Consider the following 14,648-nt stretch of genomic DNA (forward strand, 5'->3'; position numbering starts at 1 on the left):
ATCGGATGCCCCGTCGCGGCCCCGACCCGACACCACACGGCTGGCGCGTCTTTAGGGGCGCGAGGAACTGCGCGACCAGCCACACCCAACCCGCACCCGCAAAAAATGATCGATCAAACGAGTCGGAAACGTCACACGGCACTTTCGGAAGAAGGAGGAACCGGGCAGGATGAACAGGTTGGCGGCACTGAGTGCCGCCAATAGGCCCAATGGTCGACCCCGAGTGCACTCTCCTGCGCCAAATGGGGGATGGTAGAGACAGTCAGGGCACCTCGAAGAAGAGGCACAACGTCGGTGAGGGATGACGTGAGCGACAACTCTGTAGTACTGCGGTACGGCGACGGCGAGTACACCTACCCGGTGATCGACAGCACCGTCGGCGACAAGGGCTTCGACATCGGGAAGCTCCGCGCCCAGACCGGTCTGGTGACGCTGGACAGCGGTTACGGGAACACCGCCGCCTATAAATCCGCCATCACCTACCTCGACGGTGAGCAGGGCATCCTCCGCTACCGCGGCTACCCGATCGAGCAGCTGGCCGAGCGCTCCACCTTCCTTGAGGTGGCCTCCCTGCTGATCAACGGCGAGCTGCCCACGGTCGACGAGCTCTCCGTCTTCAAGAACGAGATCACGCAGCACACCCTGCTGCACGAGGACGTCAAGCGTTTCTACCAGGGCTTCCCGCGCGACGCCCACCCGATGGCGATGCTGTCGTCGGTGGTCAGCGCCCTGTCGACGTTCTACCAGGACAGCCACAACCCGTTCGACGAGAAGCAGCGTCACCTCTCGACGATCCGCCTTCTCGCCAAGCTTCCGACGATCGCGGCGTACGCGTACAAGAAGTCCATCGGTCACCCCTTCGTCTACCCGCGCAACGACCTCGGGTACGTCGAGAACTTCCTGCGCATGACCTTCTCGGTCCCCGCCCAGGAGTACGAGCCGGACCCGGTCGTCGTCTCCGCGCTCGACAAGCTGCTCATCCTGCACGCGGACCACGAGCAGAACTGTTCGACCTCCACCGTCCGTCTGGTGGGCTCGTCGCAGGCGAACATGTTCGCCTCGATTTCCGCCGGCATCAGCGCCCTCTGGGGCCCGCTGCACGGCGGCGCCAACCAGTCCGTCCTGGAGATGCTGGAAGGCATCCAGGCCTCCGACGGCGACGTCGACTCCTTCATCCGCAAGGTGAAGAACAAGGAGGACGGCGTCCGCCTGATGGGCTTCGGCCACCGGGTGTACAAGTCCTTCGACCCGCGCGCCAAGATCATCAAGGCGGCGGCGCACGACGTCCTCTCGGCCCTCGGCAAGTCCGACGAGCTGCTGGACATCGCGCTCAAGCTGGAGGAGCACGCGCTCTCCGACGACTACTTCGTCTCGCGCAACCTCTACCCGAACGTGGACTTCTACACCGGCCTGATCTACCGGGCCATGGGCTTCCCGACCGAGATGTTCACGGTCCTGTTCGCCCTCGGCCGCCTCCCGGGCTGGATCGCCCAGTGGCACGAGATGATCAAGGAGCCGGGTTCGCGCATCGGCCGTCCGCGCCAGATCTACACCGGTGTGGTCGAGAGGGACTTCGTTCCCGTCGAAGAGCGCTAGGTCTTCGTTCGTTCGTCTGTGGGTGCGTGGGGGCTGGTCGCGCAGTTCCCCGCGCCGCTGAAAGAGGAGGGGGCGTCCCTGACCAGGGACGCCCCCTCCTCAGTTGCACAAGCTGCACAAGTCGTACGGATAACAGAAGGCGCCCCGCTACGGTCCCCCCACGGGCCGTAGATCGGGGCGCCTTCCCATGTCCCGGTGCGGATTCCCCCCACGGGATCCGGCCGGGCGTCTGAAGGCAGCGCCTGAGTCGCTGCGAGCTAAACGAGCAAAACTGGTCGGACTGGTGAGCTGCGGTCTGCCGGGACCCGTACGTACGGGAGGGCCGCTCAAAGCTCCCCGCTGTACGTGCCCCGGCAACGCAATTCCGAGAACGTCCCCCAAGACGTCCCCAGATGTCAGATTCGCCCCCCAAGACGTCTCTGACATCGTCAATCTAGACTCACGAACCCCTTCGATGGTTACGTTCACATCACTGTGATCTGCGTCTCTTGCGTATGTCCTGAAGATGCGCAAGCGCTCCGATATCGCTACCGGAACCCAAGCGTAAGGATGATGCGCGAGCCTTGTGAAGAGCTTATGTGAAGGCGTGTGCCGGACTCTAGGGGGACTCTTACCTCTTCGTCATGAAAATGCCCTGAGCCGCAGGCTGTTCGTCACCACGAACACCGAGGAGAAGGCCATGGCCGCGCCCGCGATCATCGGGTTCAGCAGTCCGGCCGCGGCGAGCGGCAGCGCCGCCACGTTGTAGCCGAAGGCCCAGACGAGGTTTCCCCTGATCGTGGAGAGGGTCTTCCGGGACAGCCGGACGGCGTCCGCGGCCACCCGCAGATCCCCCCGTACGAGTGTCAGGTCGCTCGCCTCGATCGCCGCGTCCGTGCCGGTGCCCATGGCAAGGCCCAGGTCGGCGGTGGCGAGCGCGGCCGCGTCGTTGACGCCGTCGCCGACCATCGCCACCGTCCGCCCCTCGCCGCGCAGCCGCTCGATCACGTCGACCTTGTCCCGTGGCAGCACCTCGGCGATCACGTCGGCGGCGTCGATGCCGACCGCGCGGGCCACGGACTCGGCGACGGTCCGGTTGTCCCCGGTCAGCAGCACCGGCCGCAGGCCCAGGGCGCGCAGGGCGCGTACCGCCTCCGCGCTGGTCTCCTTGACCGCGTCGGCGACGGTGACGACACCGTGTGCCACTCCGTCCCAGGCGACGGTCACCGCGGTCCGTCCGTCCTCCTCGGCCCGCGTCTTGAAGGCGACCAGCTCCTCCGGCAGCGCGATCCCGGCCTCTTCGAGGAGGCGGGCCCGCCCGACGAGGACCTCGTGGCCCTCGACCGTGCCGCGCACCCCGAGCCCGGCCACGTTCTCGAAGCCGTCCACGGCCGCCAGAGGGCCTGTACGGGCCTCCGCGCCCTCGGCGACCGCCCGGGCGACCGGATGCTCCGAGGCGTGCTCCAGGGCCCCCGCGAGCCGCAGTACGCGCTCCTCTTCGGTGGCGTCGGCCGCGTACACCTCCTGAAGGGTCATGCGGCCGGTGGTGACCGTGCCGGTCTTGTCCAGGACGACCGTGTCGACGCGGCGGGTGGACTCCAGGACCTCGGGGCCCTTGATGAGGATGCCGAGCTGGGCGCCGCGGCCGGTGCCGACCATGAGGGCGGTCGGGGTGGCGAGGCCAAGGGCGCACGGGCAGGCGATGATCAGCACGGCGACGGCCGCGGTGAACGCGGCGGCCGTGTCACCGGTGACACCGAGCCAGCCCCCGAACGTGCCGACCGCGATCAGCAGCACGACGGGTACGAAGATGCCGGAGACCCGGTCGGCGAGGCGCTGCACCTGGGCCTTGCCGTTCTGTGCGTCCTCGACGAGCCGCGCCATCCGCGCGAGCTGGGTGTCGGCGCCGACCCGGGTCGCCTCGACGACGAGACGTCCGCCCGCGTTCACGGTCGCGCCCGTGACGGCCGACCCCACCGTCACGTCCACGGGCACCGACTCGCCGGTCAGCATGGACGCGTCGACCGCCGAGGAACCCTCGACGACCGTGCCGTCCGTGGCGACCTTCTCCCCGGGCCGTACGACGAAACGGTCGCCCACGGCCAGAGCGGCCACCGGAACGCGGACCTCACGGCCGTTCCGTACGACCGAGACGTCCTTCGAGCCCAGTTCCATGAGGGCCCGCAGGGCGGCACCCGCGCGGCGCTTGGAGCGGGCCTCCAGATAGCGGCCGAGGAGGATGAGGGCGACGACCCCGGCGGCGACTTCGAGATAGATGGCCGACGAGCCCTCCGTACGGGAGACGGTCAGCGAGAAGCCCTTGTCCCGCATGCCCTCCATCCCCGCGTCGCCGAGGAACAGCGCCCACAGGGACCAGCCGAACGCGGCCAGTGTGCCGACCGAGACGAGCGTGTCCATGGTGGCCGCGCCGTGCCGGGCGTTCGTGAACGCCGCCCGGTGGAAGGGCAGTCCGCCCCATACGACGACGGGCGCGGCGAGAGTGAGCGCCAGCCACTGCCAGTTGTCGAACTGCAGCGCCGGGACCATCGACAGCAGGACGACGGGGAGGGCGAGGAGGACGGAGACGGTGAGACGCTCGCGGAGGGAGGACAGCTCGGGGTCCCGCTCGACCACTTCTTCGGCGTCGGCGTCCGGCGGCTCGGTCCTCGGCGGGGGCGGCTCCTCGGCCGTGTACCCCGTCTTCACCACCGTGGCGATCAGGTCGGTGACCAGCACCCCCTGCGCGTACGAGACCTTCGCCTTCTCCGTCGCGTAGTTCACCGTGGCGGTGACCCCGTCCATGCGGTTGAGCTTCTTCTCGACGCGGGCCGCGCAGGAGGCGCAGGTCATCCCGCCGATCGTCAGCTCGACCTCGGCGGGCGTGCCTATCGGAGTCGTCGCGGTGGTGCTGGTCATCTCCGTGCTCCGGGTCTCGCCGGTGTCAGGCCTTGCCGACGAGCTCGAAGCCGGCCTCGTCGACGGCGGCGCGCACGGCCTCCTCGTCGAGCGGGGCGGCGGAGACCACGGTCACCTCGCCGGTGGAGGCGACGGCCTTCACCGAGGTGACACCGGCGATCTCGGAGATCTCGCTCGACACCGAGCCTTCGCAGTGTCCGCAGCTCATCCCGCTCACCTGGTAGACGGTGGTGAGGGAGCCCGGGGTGTCGGTCTGGGCGGTCATGTCGTTGCTCCTCGTCGAGACGTGTGGGGCGTGCGTGGCCCACGAGGACCTCACACTATCCACACTGTACCCCTAGGGGGTATTTCGCCAAGAGGGGTCGCGACGCGCCAGTGAACGCACCCAGGCGATGCCCATCAGCGACACGGCGACCATGCCGCCGACCGAGAACAGCGTGAAGAGATGTTTCTGCTGGTCCGTCACGGCCGGCAGGTAACCCGCCCCGAACAGCGCGGGGTTGAGCGGCGCACTTGTCAGCCGCGCCACCAGCCAGAGCGCGATGCCGTGTGTCGAGTCCCACAGGGCGTGCAGGAGCGCGACACCCAGGTACGTGCCGACGACCGGGGCGGTGAACGCGAACTGCCCGCTCGGGCGGCGGTGCGCGAGCAGGACCGCGCCCGTGATCGCCGTCCACAGGCCGTGCCCGAAGGGGGCGAGCACGCCCCGCAGGATCTCGGTCTCCAGCAGCGCCCGCAGATCGATGCCCTCGGTCGAGACGGCCGCGTTGAACGCGTACCCCGCGCTCTCCAGGGCCGCGAACCCGAAACCGACCGACGCCCCGAGCACGAGTCCGGCCCGCAGCCCGCGGATACGGGACTGCCGGCGCAGTACGAACATCAGCGCGGCCGCCTTCACCGCCTCCTCGATGAGCCCGACCCCGACGAACATCCACAGCGACGGATGGAGCAGGTAGTACTCCATCACCGAGGCGCCGAGCACGCCCAGTACGCCACCGGTCAGGAAGCAGCCGAGGATCACGTTCACGCCCAGGTCGCGGCCATGGTGCTCGTACGCCCACAGCACGAAGACGACCGGGACCAGGAAGCTGGCGAGCAGGATCAGGGTCGGCAGCAGGGTGGTGTTCCGGGTCGCGTACGTGACGAGCGCGCTGAGCCCCCAGAGCACGAGCCCGCCCCACAGACACCGCCGCCACAGCCCGGTGCGGGGCCGGGGACAGGAGGGAGGGGGCTGCTGAGGGCCGGGGATGCGCGCTCGGGGTGCGCCGGGCGGCGGGGGCTGGGTCACGACAGATCCCTCGACTCGAAAGTGCGACTCGGAAGATTTGTCCGCACTTTATGGCAAGTGGTTGTTATGCGCCTTTCTGGCATATGCGGGCCGGGCCCCGATAGGGGCGCGGGGCTGTGACATGTGCGGCTCCGCCGCGTGGGCGCGCCCGGCCCCAACCGGCCCGCAGGCAAAACCGTGCTCCCCGCGGAGCGTCTAGCGTTCGATCGGGAACAGCGATCCACGTGCCAACGGCGGAGGGGCAAAACACATGCGCGCAGTGGTGTTCGAGCAATTCGGAAAGCCGGCCGAACTGCGAACCGTGCCGGACCCGACCCCCGCACCGCACGGCGTCGTGGTCCGCGTCGCGGCCACCGGCCTCTGCCGAAGCGACTGGCACGGCTGGCAGGGCCACGACCCGGACATCACCCTGCCGCACGTCCCAGGACACGAACTCGCCGGAACCGTCGAGGCGGTGGGCGGCCTGGTGACCGGCTGGCGTCCCGGCGACCGCGTCACCGTGCCGTTCGTCTGCGCCTGCGGCAGCTGCGCCTCCTGTGCGGCGGGCGACCAGCAGGTGTGCGAGCGCCAGACCCAGCCGGGGTTCACGCACTGGGGGTCGTTCGCCGAGTTCGTCGCCCTGGACCACGCCGACGTGAACCTCGTCGCCGTGGCGGACGAACTGTCCTTCGGGACGGCCGCCTCGCTGGGCTGCCGGTTCGCGACGGCGTTCCGCGCGGTCGTCGCGCAGGGGCGGGTGACGCCGGGGGAGTGGGTGGCCGTGTACGGCTGCGGCGGGGTCGGGCTGTCCGCCGTGATGATCGCGGCGGCCGCCGGTGCGCGGGTCGTCGCGGTGGACCTCTCGCCCCGGGCGCTGGAGCTGGCGCGGGAGTTCGGGGCGGCGGAGTGTGTGGAGGCGTCCCGGGACGCCCGGCCCGAGGAGACGGCGGAGGCCGTCCGTGAACTGACCGGCGGCGGTGCCCACCTGTCCCTCGACGCCCTCGGCTCGCCGGCCACCTGCGCGGCGTCGGTCGGCAGCCTGCGCCGCCGGGGCCGGCACGTCCAGGTCGGCCTGCTGCCCCAGGACCCGACGCTGCCGATGTCCCGGGTGATCGGCCTGGAACTCGAACTCCTCGGCAGCCACGGCATGCCCGCCCACGCCTACCCGCCGATGCTGGAGTCCGTACGGGCCGGGGTGCTGCGCCCGGACCTCCTGGTGACGTCCACGATCCCCCTCGACGCGGCACCCGCGGCGCTGGCGGCGATGGGGACGGCGCCGGGGGCGGGAGTGACGATCATCGAGCCGTGGGCGTGAACCGCTCGCTCCCCGGGCCGACATGAGAGGGCCCCCGCACGTCTGCCGTGCGGGGTCCTGTTGTCGTGCTTGTCGTGGTTGTCGTGATTGTCGTGCCGGGAGGTGATCAGCCGTCTCTGCGGCCTCTGTTGCCGGGCCGTGAGGCGACCCAGGCGCGGACCGTGTCGGCGTACCAGTAGGGCTTGCCGCTCTCCACGTGGTCGGGCGGGGGCAGCAGCCCGTGCTTGCGGTAGGACCGCACGGTGTCCGGCTGCACCTTGATGTGCGCCGCGATCTCCTTGTACGACCAGAGCCTTCGGTCGGTCATGAGTTGCACCTCCCTGCGCGCGCCACAGCGGCGGCCGAGGGGCGGCCGTCGGGGGAGCCGGGCACTGCGCTGGCGATCACAAAGCCTGTGCCCGCTCAACGACACAGCGTGACCGGCCGATAACGGCTGTCGCGCGGGTGTGACGCAAGACCCGCGTACACGCGACATGTGTGACAGGAAGCGGTCTTTTGTGACACGAGTGACGCATTACGCAACAGAGGGGGGCGCCCCGATGGGGGCGCGGGGAACTGCGCGACAAGCCCCCACCGGGCCCGCACCCGAGAACGCCCCCGGCGGAGCCGTCACGCCCCGCAGGACCTCAGGAACGCCCGCGTGCGCTGAGCGATGGGCAACGGCTTGTCCGGCTCGCACGGATACATGTCCTGCTCGACAATGGCGAACAACTCCACGTCCAGCTTCCGCGCAGCAGCAAGCACCGGCTCCAGCGCGGGCACCCCGGACGGCGGTTCGCACATCACGCCACGCGCCACCGCCGGCCCGAACGGAACCTCGTTCGCCCGCACGTCGGCCAGGATCTCGGGATCCACCTGCTTGAGGTGGAGGTACCCGATCCGCTCCCCGTACGTCTCGATGAGCTTGACGCTGTCGCCGCCGCAGTAGGCGTAGTGACCGGTGTCCAGGCACAGCGACACCAGCGACGAGTCCGTGCCGTCGAGGAAACGCGCCACGTTCTCCTCGCTGTCGATGTGCGTGTCCGCGTGCGGGTGGACGACGATTTTCAGCCCGTACCGCTCGCGCACCTCGCGCCCGAGCCGCTCGGTCTGCGTGGTGAGGTGGCGCCACTGTTCGGCGGTGAGCGTGTCCGGCTCCAGGACCTCGCCGGTCTTGTCGTCCCGCCAGAAGGACGGGATGACGACCAGGTGCTCTGCGCCCATCGCCTGGGTGAGCGCGGCGATGTCCGAGACATGGGCCCACGTGGCGTCCCACACGTCCGGGCCGCGGTGCAGCCCGGTGAAGACCGTGCCGGCCGACACCCGCAGGTTGCGGCGCGCGGTCTCGTCCGCGAGGACGGCCGGCTCGCTCGGCAGATAGCCGTACGGGCCCAGCTCGATCCACTCGTATCCGGACTCGGCGACCTCGTCGAGGAACCGCTGCCAGGGGACCTGTTGGGGGTCGTCGGGGAACCACACGCCCCACGAGTCGGGGGCCGAGCCGATCCGGATGCGCGACAGTGGGGACTGAGGCGATGACTGAGGTGACAACGACGTCATGAGCGCCAGCTTCGGGTCCGCCGGGGAGAGGTGTCAAGGCCTGGTCCGAATGTCCGGACAACCAATTGACAGGGCTCTGTGGACGCCGCTAGACCTTGGGTCAACCGATACGAAGGGAACTCGATGGCCGAGTCGGCGGAGTCCAGTGCGTACGACCTCATCACCATGGGGCGGATCGGCGTGGACCTCTACCCGCTGCAGACCGGGGTGCCGCTCCCGCAGGTGACCTCCTTCGGGAAGTTCCTCGGCGGTTCGGCGACCAACGTGGCGGTCGGGGCGGCTCGGCTCGGGCGGCGTACGGCCGTGGTGACGCGGACCGGTGACGATCCCTTCGGGGCGTATCTGCACGAGGCGCTGCGGGACTTCGGGGTCGACGACCGCTGGGTGACACCCGTGCCCGGGCTGCCGACGCCGGTCACCTTCTGCGAGGTGTTCCCGCCGGACGACTTCCCGCTGTACTTCTACCGGCTCCCCAAGGCGCCCGACCTGGAGATCGACGCCCACGAACTGGACCTGGACGCCATCCGCGACACCCGGATCTTCTGGGTCACGGGCACGGGCCTGAGCGAGGAGCCCAGCCGTACGGCGACGCTCGCGGCCCTCGCCCACCGCGCCAAGTCCGGCACCACGGTCTTCGATCTGGACTGGCGGCCGGCTTTTTGGAAAGACACAGCCTGGGGTGCCCCGGAAGCCGCCCGGCCCTTCTACGCCGAGGCCCTGCGCCACACCACGGTCGCCGTCGGCAACCTCGACGAGGTGGAGGTCGCGACGGGCGTGCGCGAGCCCCACGCGGCCGCCCGCGCCCTCCTGGACGCGGGTGTCGAGCTGGCTGTGGTCAAGCAGGGCCCCAAGGGCGTCCTGGCCGTGAACCGGAAGGGCGAGTCGGCGGAGGTCCCGCCCCTCCCGGTGACGGTCCTCAACGGCCTCGGCGCGGGCGACGCGTTCGGCGGCTCCCTCTGTCACGGCCTCCTGGCGGGCTGGGACCTGGAGCGGATCATGCGGCACGCCAACGCGGCCGGCGCCATCGTCGCGTCCCGCCTGGAGTGCTCCTCCGCCATGCCGACCCCGGCGGAGGTCGAGCAGGCCCTGAAGGCGGGGGCGGTGCTGTGAGAGCGGGATACGAGGGGGCCGGCCGGTGCGAGGAGGGCGCCACGGGGGCGTACGCCTCCGCGGCAGGCGCCCCGACGCGCATCGACATCTCGGAACTCGTCCGGATCCGGGCCCAGCGCCCCGAAGCCGTCGAGGAGGCCGCCGCGCGGCGGCCCCGGCGGTCGCTTCTCGGTGAGTCCGGGCGGCTGATGATCGTCGCCGCCGACCACCCCGCCCGCGGAGCCCTCTCCGTGGGCGACCGCAGGCTCGCCATGGCCAACCGGACCGACCTGCTCGAACGGCTCTGCCTCGCCCTCTCCCGCCCCGGCGTCGACGGTGTGCTGGCGACCGCCGACATCCTCGACGATCTGCTGCTGCTCGGCGCGCTGGACCACAAGGTGGTCATGGGCTCGATGAACCGGGGCGGACTCGCGGGCGCGGCCTGGGAGTTGGACGACCGGTTCACCGGACACCGGCCGCGGGACATCGAGCGGCTCCGCTTCGACGCGGGCAAGCTGCTGCTGCGGATCGACTACGACGACCCGGGCTCGCTCACCACCCTGGAGTCGACGGCCCGTGCCGTGGACGACATGGCCGAGCGTCGACTTCCCGTGTTCGTCGAGCCGTTCCTCAGCCGCCGCGACCCCACCACCGGCACCCTCCGCAACGACCTGGGCGCCGACGCCGTCACCCGGTCCATCGCCATCGCGAGCGGCCTGGGCGGCAGTTCGGCGTACACCTGGCTGAAGGTCCCCGTCACGGAGAACCCGGACGACATGGCCCGTGTCATGGAGGCCTCCACGCTCCCGGCCGTACTGCTCGGCGGAGACGTCGGCGCAGACCAGGAGGGCGCGTACGAGAAATGGCGCGGTGCCCTCCAACTGCCCACCGTGCAGGGGCTGGTGGTCGGTCGCTCGCTGCTCTACCCGGCCGACGGCGATGTCGGGGCCGCGGTCGACACCGCCGTCGGACTGCTGTGAGGGGAAGCCGACATGACCGATGGGCCGTACCTCCCCGGCGGCGGTTGTACTGTGCGCACAGAGGGGAATAAAGAGGACAAAGTGTTCGAACTCCCGGGCAGGGAGGGCGTGTTCGCCGGAGTCGCCGACTTCGCACATGCCCCCCGTGACGCCCGGGTCCTGATCGCCTCCGGCGCGGGAAGCCGCTTCGCCCTGGCAGGAGCGAAGTGCGAGCGACGACTCCCCGCCCGCTACGGCCCCGCGCCGGAGGTCCCCGTCATCGGGTGTGCACGGCCGCACATTGGCGGACGGGCCATAGAGACGTAAGGCCCGTTCAGACGTATGACGTGGCGGATCTGCTTCCACCCGGGACACGAAGAAAGCGCAGAGGGCTACCGATGACAGAGCCGACGTCAACGACGACAAGGCTGACGGTCGCGCAGGCACTGGTGCGGTTCCTCGCCGCCCAGTACACGGAACGCGACGGCGTGCGACGCCGCCTGGTCGACTCCACCTGGGGCATCTTCGGGCACGGCAACGTCGCCGGGCTCGGGCAGGCGCTCCTGGAGTACGGCACTGTGTCCTCCGGGGGGACACCCCCCGAGCCCCCCGTGATGCCGTACCACCAGGGCCGCAACGAACAGTCCATGGTCCACGCGGCCGTCGGTTACGCGCGTCAGTCCAACCGCCTCTCCGTCCAGGCGGTCACGACCTCCATCGGGCCCGGCGCCACCAACCTCGTCACCGGCGCCGCCCTCGCCACGATCAACCATCTGCCGGTGCTCCTGCTGCCCGGTGACGTCTTCGCGACCCGCCCCGCCGACCCGGTCCTCCAGCAGCTCGAAGTCCCGTACGCGGGCGATGTGTCGGTCAACGACTGTCTGCGCCCGGTGTCGAAGTACTTCGACCGGATCACCCGCCCCGAGGCCCTGATCCCGGCCGCCCTCCAGGCGATGCGGGTGCTCACCGACCCGGTCGAGACGGGCGCCGTCACGCTCGCGCTGCCGCAGGACGTGCAGGCGGAGGCCTTCGACTGGCCCGAGGAGTTCTTCGCCGAGCGGGTCTGGGTCGTCCGCCGTCCGGTGGCCGACCCGGAGGAACTGGCCGCCGCCGTAAGGGCCGTCCGGGACGCCCGGCGCCCCCTGGTCGTCGCGGGCGGCGGGGTCCACCACAGCGAGGCCGAGGACGCGCTCAAGGAGTTCGCCGACCTCACCCGCATCCCGGTCGCCTCCACACAGGCCGGCAAGGGCTCGCTGACCTGGGACCACCCGGCGGACGTCGGCGGCGTCGGGCACACCGGCACCGCGACCGCCTGCGAACTCGCCCGCACGGCCGACCTGGTGATCGGCGTCGGCACCCGCTACACCGACTTCACCACCGCCTCCGGCACCCTCTTCACCGCCCAGGGCGTCCGCTTCCTGAACGTCAACATCGCGTCCTTCGACGGCCACAAGCTCTCCGGCCGGCCGCTGATCGCGGACGCCCGCACGGCCCTGGAGTCCCTCACCGAGGCGCTCGCGATGCACGGCCACCGCGCCGAACCGGCGTACGTCACCGAGTACACGGACGACAAGGAGCGCTGGGAGTACCGCGTCGACGCCGCGTACGAGGCCGAGGACCCGGACATCCGGCCCACCCAGCCGCAGGTCCTCGGCCTGCTCGACGAGATCGTCACCGGCGAGGACATCCTCATCAACGCGGCCGGCTCCCTCCCCGGCGACCTGCACAAACTCTGGCGCGCCCGCTCCCGCGACCAGTACCACGTCGAGTACGGCTACTCCTGCATGGGCTACGAGATCCCGGCGGCCATCGGCGTACGGCTCGCGGCGCCCGACCGTCCCGTCTGGGCGCTGGTCGGCGACGGCACGTACCTGATGATGCCGACGGAGATCGTCACCGCCGTCCAGGAGGGCATCGCGATCAAGGTCGTGATCCTGCAGAACCACGGGTACGCGTCCATCGGCGGCCTCTCCGAGTCGGTCGGCGGCGAGCGGTTCGCGACCGCCTACCGCCACCGGTCCGAGGACGGCACCTACACGGGGCGTCCGCTGCCCGTCGACCTGGCGGCCAACGCCGCCAGCCTGGGCATGCGGGTCCTGCGCGCGAAGACCGTGCGCGACCTGCGGGCCGCCCTCGCCGAGGCCCGGGCCGACGACACTCCCACTTGTGTCTACGTGGAGACCCAAACGGCAGACACAGTGTCGGGCGCGCCCCCGGCCCAGGCCTGGTGGGATGTTCCTGTGGCCGAGACCGCGACCCGACCGTCGGCGGTCAAGGCACGTGAGCTGTACGAACGGCACGTCTCCACCCGACGCCGCCATCTGTGAAGGAGCACTCGGTCATGACGAAGATCGTCAACCACTGGATCGGCGGCAAGCCCGCAGAGAACGCCGCGGGCGCGTCGGGTACGTACGGGCCGGTGACCGACCCGGCGACCGGCGCCGTGACCACGAAGGTCGCCTTCGCGACCGTCGACGAGGTCGACGCGGCGATCGCCGCCGCGAAGGACGCCTACGCGGCCTGGGGCACCGCGTCGCTCGCCAAGCGGTCGACGATCCTCTTCAAGTTCCGCGCGCTGCTGGACGCCCACCGTGACGAGATCGCCGAGCTGATCACCGCCGAGCACGGCAAGGTCCACTCGGACGCGCTCGGCGAGGTCGCGCGCGGCCTGGAGATCGTGGACCTGGCGTGCGGGATCACCGTCCAGCTGAAGGGCGAGCTGTCGACCGAGGTGGCCTCCCGGGTCGACGTCGCCTCGATCCGCCAGCCGCTCGGTGTCGTGGCCGGCATCACGCCGTTCAACTTCCCGGCCATGGTGCCGATGTGGATGTTCCCGCTGGCCATCGCGTGCGGCAACACCTTCGTGCTCAAGCCCAGCGAGAAGGACCCGTCGGCGTCCGTCAGGCTCGCGGAGCTGTTCGCGGAGGCCGGACTGCCGGACGGCGTGCTGAACGTCGTCCACGGCGACAAGGTGGCCGTCGACCGCCTCCTGGAGCACCCGGACGTCAAGGCGGTCTCCTTCGTCGGCTCGACCCCGATCGCCCGCTACATCCACACCACCGCCTCCGCCAACGGCAAGCGCGTACAGGCCCTCGGCGGCGCCAAGAACCACATGCTGGTCCTTCCGGACGCCGACCTGGACGCGGCGGCGGACGCGGCCGTCTCGGCGGCCTACGGCTCGGCGGGCGAGCGCTGCATGGCCATCTCGGCCGTCGTCGCCGTCGGTGCGGTCGGTGACGAGCTGGTGGAGAAGATCCGCGAGCGCGCCGAGAAGATCAAGATCGGCCCCGGCAACGACCCGACCTCGGAGATGGGCCCGCTGATCACCGCCGCCCACCGCGACAAGGTCGCCTCGTACGTGACGGGCGCGGCCACCCAGGGCTCCGAGGTCGTCCTCGACGGCACCGGCTACACGGTCGAGGGCCACGAGGACGGCCACTGGATCGGGCTCTCGCTGCTCGACCGCGTACCGGTCACCTCGGACGCGTACAAGGACGAGATCTTCGGCCCGGTGCTGTGCGTGCTGCGCGTCGACACGTACGAGGAGGGTGTGGCCCTGATCAACGGGTCCCCCTTCGGCAACGGCACCGCGATCTTCACCCGGGACGGCGGCGCCGCCCGCCGCTTCCAGCTGGAGATCGAGGCGGGCATGGTCGGCGTGAACGTGCCGATCCCGGTACCGGTGGGCTACCACTCCTTCGGTGGCTGGAAGGACTCCCTCTTCGGGGACCACCACATCTACGGCAACGACGGCACGCACTTCTACACCCGCGGCAAGGTCGTCACGACCCGCTGGCCGGACCCGTCGGAGGCCCCGACGGGCGTCGACCTCGGCTTCCCGCGCAACCACTGACCCGCAGCCACTGAGCACTCTCGCCCGCCCACCGGCGGAGCTGCCCGAACTCTCCCACGGGTACCACGGACGCGGTACCCGGCGGGGGTTCCGTACTCCTGTGGGAGGGGTGGGGGTTCAGCCTGGAAGCTGTCT

The 14,648-nt window shown here is 70.5% G+C and carries 11 protein-coding genes and 1 pseudogene; 7 read left to right on the plus strand and 5 right to left on the minus strand.

Features of this window, described 5'->3' with window-relative positions; genetic code table 11:
- The first annotated feature begins 306 nt into the window (after positions 1–306).
- Positions 307–1,596, plus strand: a complete 1,290-nt coding sequence (locus tag O3Q52_RS16330) for a citrate synthase (protein WP_269649506.1) — start codon at positions 307–309, stop codon at positions 1,594–1,596.
- 621 nt (positions 1,597–2,217) lie between these two features.
- On the opposite strand, the gene O3Q52_RS16335 is transcribed toward O3Q52_RS16330, so the two are convergent.
- The 3 genes from O3Q52_RS16335 to O3Q52_RS16345 form a co-directional block, all read right to left on the minus strand.
- Entirely contained in the window at positions 2,218–4,491 is a 2,274-nt protein-coding gene (locus tag O3Q52_RS16335) for a cation-translocating P-type ATPase (protein WP_269649507.1), read from the minus strand.
- A 25-nt stretch (positions 4,492–4,516) separates the two neighbouring features.
- Positions 4,517–4,756 (minus strand): heavy-metal-associated domain-containing protein, encoded by a 240-nt coding sequence (locus O3Q52_RS16340; protein WP_269649508.1) that lies wholly within the window; start codon positions 4,754–4,756, stop codon positions 4,517–4,519.
- A 72-nt stretch (positions 4,757–4,828) separates the two neighbouring features.
- On the minus strand, positions 4,829–5,779 hold the full coding sequence (locus O3Q52_RS16345; protein ID WP_269649509.1) for a PrsW family intramembrane metalloprotease: 951 nt from the start codon (positions 5,777–5,779) through the stop codon (positions 4,829–4,831).
- A 250-nt stretch (positions 5,780–6,029) separates the two neighbouring features.
- Between O3Q52_RS16345 and O3Q52_RS16350 the strand changes: the two genes are divergently transcribed.
- A complete protein-coding gene (locus O3Q52_RS16350) occupies positions 6,030–7,073 on the plus strand; it encodes a zinc-dependent alcohol dehydrogenase family protein (protein ID WP_269649510.1) in 1,044 nt (347 codons plus the stop codon).
- Positions 7,074–7,179: 106 nt separating this feature from the next.
- On the opposite strand, the gene O3Q52_RS16355 is transcribed toward O3Q52_RS16350, so the two are convergent.
- Positions 7,180–7,380, minus strand: a complete 201-nt coding sequence (locus tag O3Q52_RS16355; protein ID WP_055615575.1) for an AlpA family transcriptional regulator — start codon at positions 7,378–7,380, stop codon at positions 7,180–7,182.
- 302 nt (positions 7,381–7,682) lie between these two features.
- Positions 7,683–8,612: a sugar phosphate isomerase/epimerase gene (locus O3Q52_RS16360; protein WP_269649512.1), complete on the minus strand. Its 930-nt coding sequence runs from the start codon at positions 8,610–8,612 to the stop codon at positions 7,683–7,685.
- A gap of 123 nt (positions 8,613–8,735) precedes the next feature.
- Between O3Q52_RS16360 and iolC the strand changes: the two genes are divergently transcribed.
- The 5 genes and pseudogenes from iolC (at position 8,736) to mmsA (ending at position 14,513) form a co-directional block, all read left to right on the plus strand.
- The gene (gene iolC / locus O3Q52_RS16365) at positions 8,736–9,722 is read left to right on the plus strand and encodes a 5-dehydro-2-deoxygluconokinase (RefSeq protein ID WP_269649513.1); all 987 of its coding nucleotides are present in this window, start codon (positions 8,736–8,738) and stop codon (positions 9,720–9,722) included.
- Positions 9,723–9,802: 80 nt separating this feature from the next.
- Positions 9,803–10,681, plus strand: coding sequence for a deoxyribose-phosphate aldolase (locus O3Q52_RS16370; protein ID WP_269649524.1), 879 nt, complete (start codon positions 9,803–9,805; stop codon positions 10,679–10,681).
- Between the two features lie 30 nt (positions 10,682–10,711).
- Positions 10,712–10,939, plus strand: a pseudogene (locus O3Q52_RS16375) (5-deoxy-glucuronate isomerase); the annotation flags it as partial.
- 119 nt (positions 10,940–11,058) lie between these two features.
- Positions 11,059–12,987, plus strand: coding sequence for a 3D-(3,5/4)-trihydroxycyclohexane-1,2-dione acylhydrolase (decyclizing) (gene iolD / locus O3Q52_RS16380; protein WP_269649514.1), 1,929 nt, complete (start codon positions 11,059–11,061; stop codon positions 12,985–12,987).
- Between the two features lie 14 nt (positions 12,988–13,001).
- Positions 13,002–14,513 carry a CoA-acylating methylmalonate-semialdehyde dehydrogenase gene (mmsA, locus tag O3Q52_RS16385; RefSeq protein WP_269649515.1) on the plus strand — a complete coding sequence of 504 codons (1,512 nt, stop codon included), beginning with the start codon at positions 13,002–13,004 and terminating at the stop codon, positions 14,511–14,513.
- Positions 14,514–14,648 lie beyond the last annotated feature (135 nt).

The sequence above is a fragment of the Streptomyces sp. ActVer genome (genome assembly GCF_027270795.1).
GTDB lineage: Bacteria > Actinomycetota > Actinomycetes > Streptomycetales > Streptomycetaceae > Streptomyces > Streptomyces umbrinus_A.

What these genes read in the sequence shown, in the direction of transcription:
- O3Q52_RS16335 (WP_269649507.1), bottom strand. Translation starts at nt 4,491, where the DNA reads ATGACCAGCACCACCGCGACGACTCCGATAGGCACGCCCGCCGAGGTC.
- O3Q52_RS16355 (WP_055615575.1), bottom strand. Translation starts at nt 7,380, where the DNA reads ATGACCGACCGAAGGCTCTGGTCGTACAAGGAGATCGCGGCGCACATC.
- mmsA (WP_269649515.1), top strand. Translation starts at nt 13,002, where the DNA reads ATGACGAAGATCGTCAACCACTGGATCGGCGGCAAGCCCGCAGAGAAC.
- O3Q52_RS16340 (WP_269649508.1), bottom strand. Translation starts at nt 4,756, where the DNA reads ATGACCGCCCAGACCGACACCCCGGGCTCCCTCACCACCGTCTACCAG.
- O3Q52_RS16360 (WP_269649512.1), bottom strand. Translation starts at nt 8,612, where the DNA reads ATGACGTCGTTGTCACCTCAGTCATCGCCTCAGTCCCCACTGTCGCGC.
- O3Q52_RS16350 (WP_269649510.1), top strand. Translation starts at nt 6,030, where the DNA reads ATGCGCGCAGTGGTGTTCGAGCAATTCGGAAAGCCGGCCGAACTGCGA.
- iolC (WP_269649513.1), top strand. Translation starts at nt 8,736, where the DNA reads ATGGCCGAGTCGGCGGAGTCCAGTGCGTACGACCTCATCACCATGGGG.
- iolD (WP_269649514.1), top strand. Translation starts at nt 11,059, where the DNA reads ATGACAGAGCCGACGTCAACGACGACAAGGCTGACGGTCGCGCAGGCA.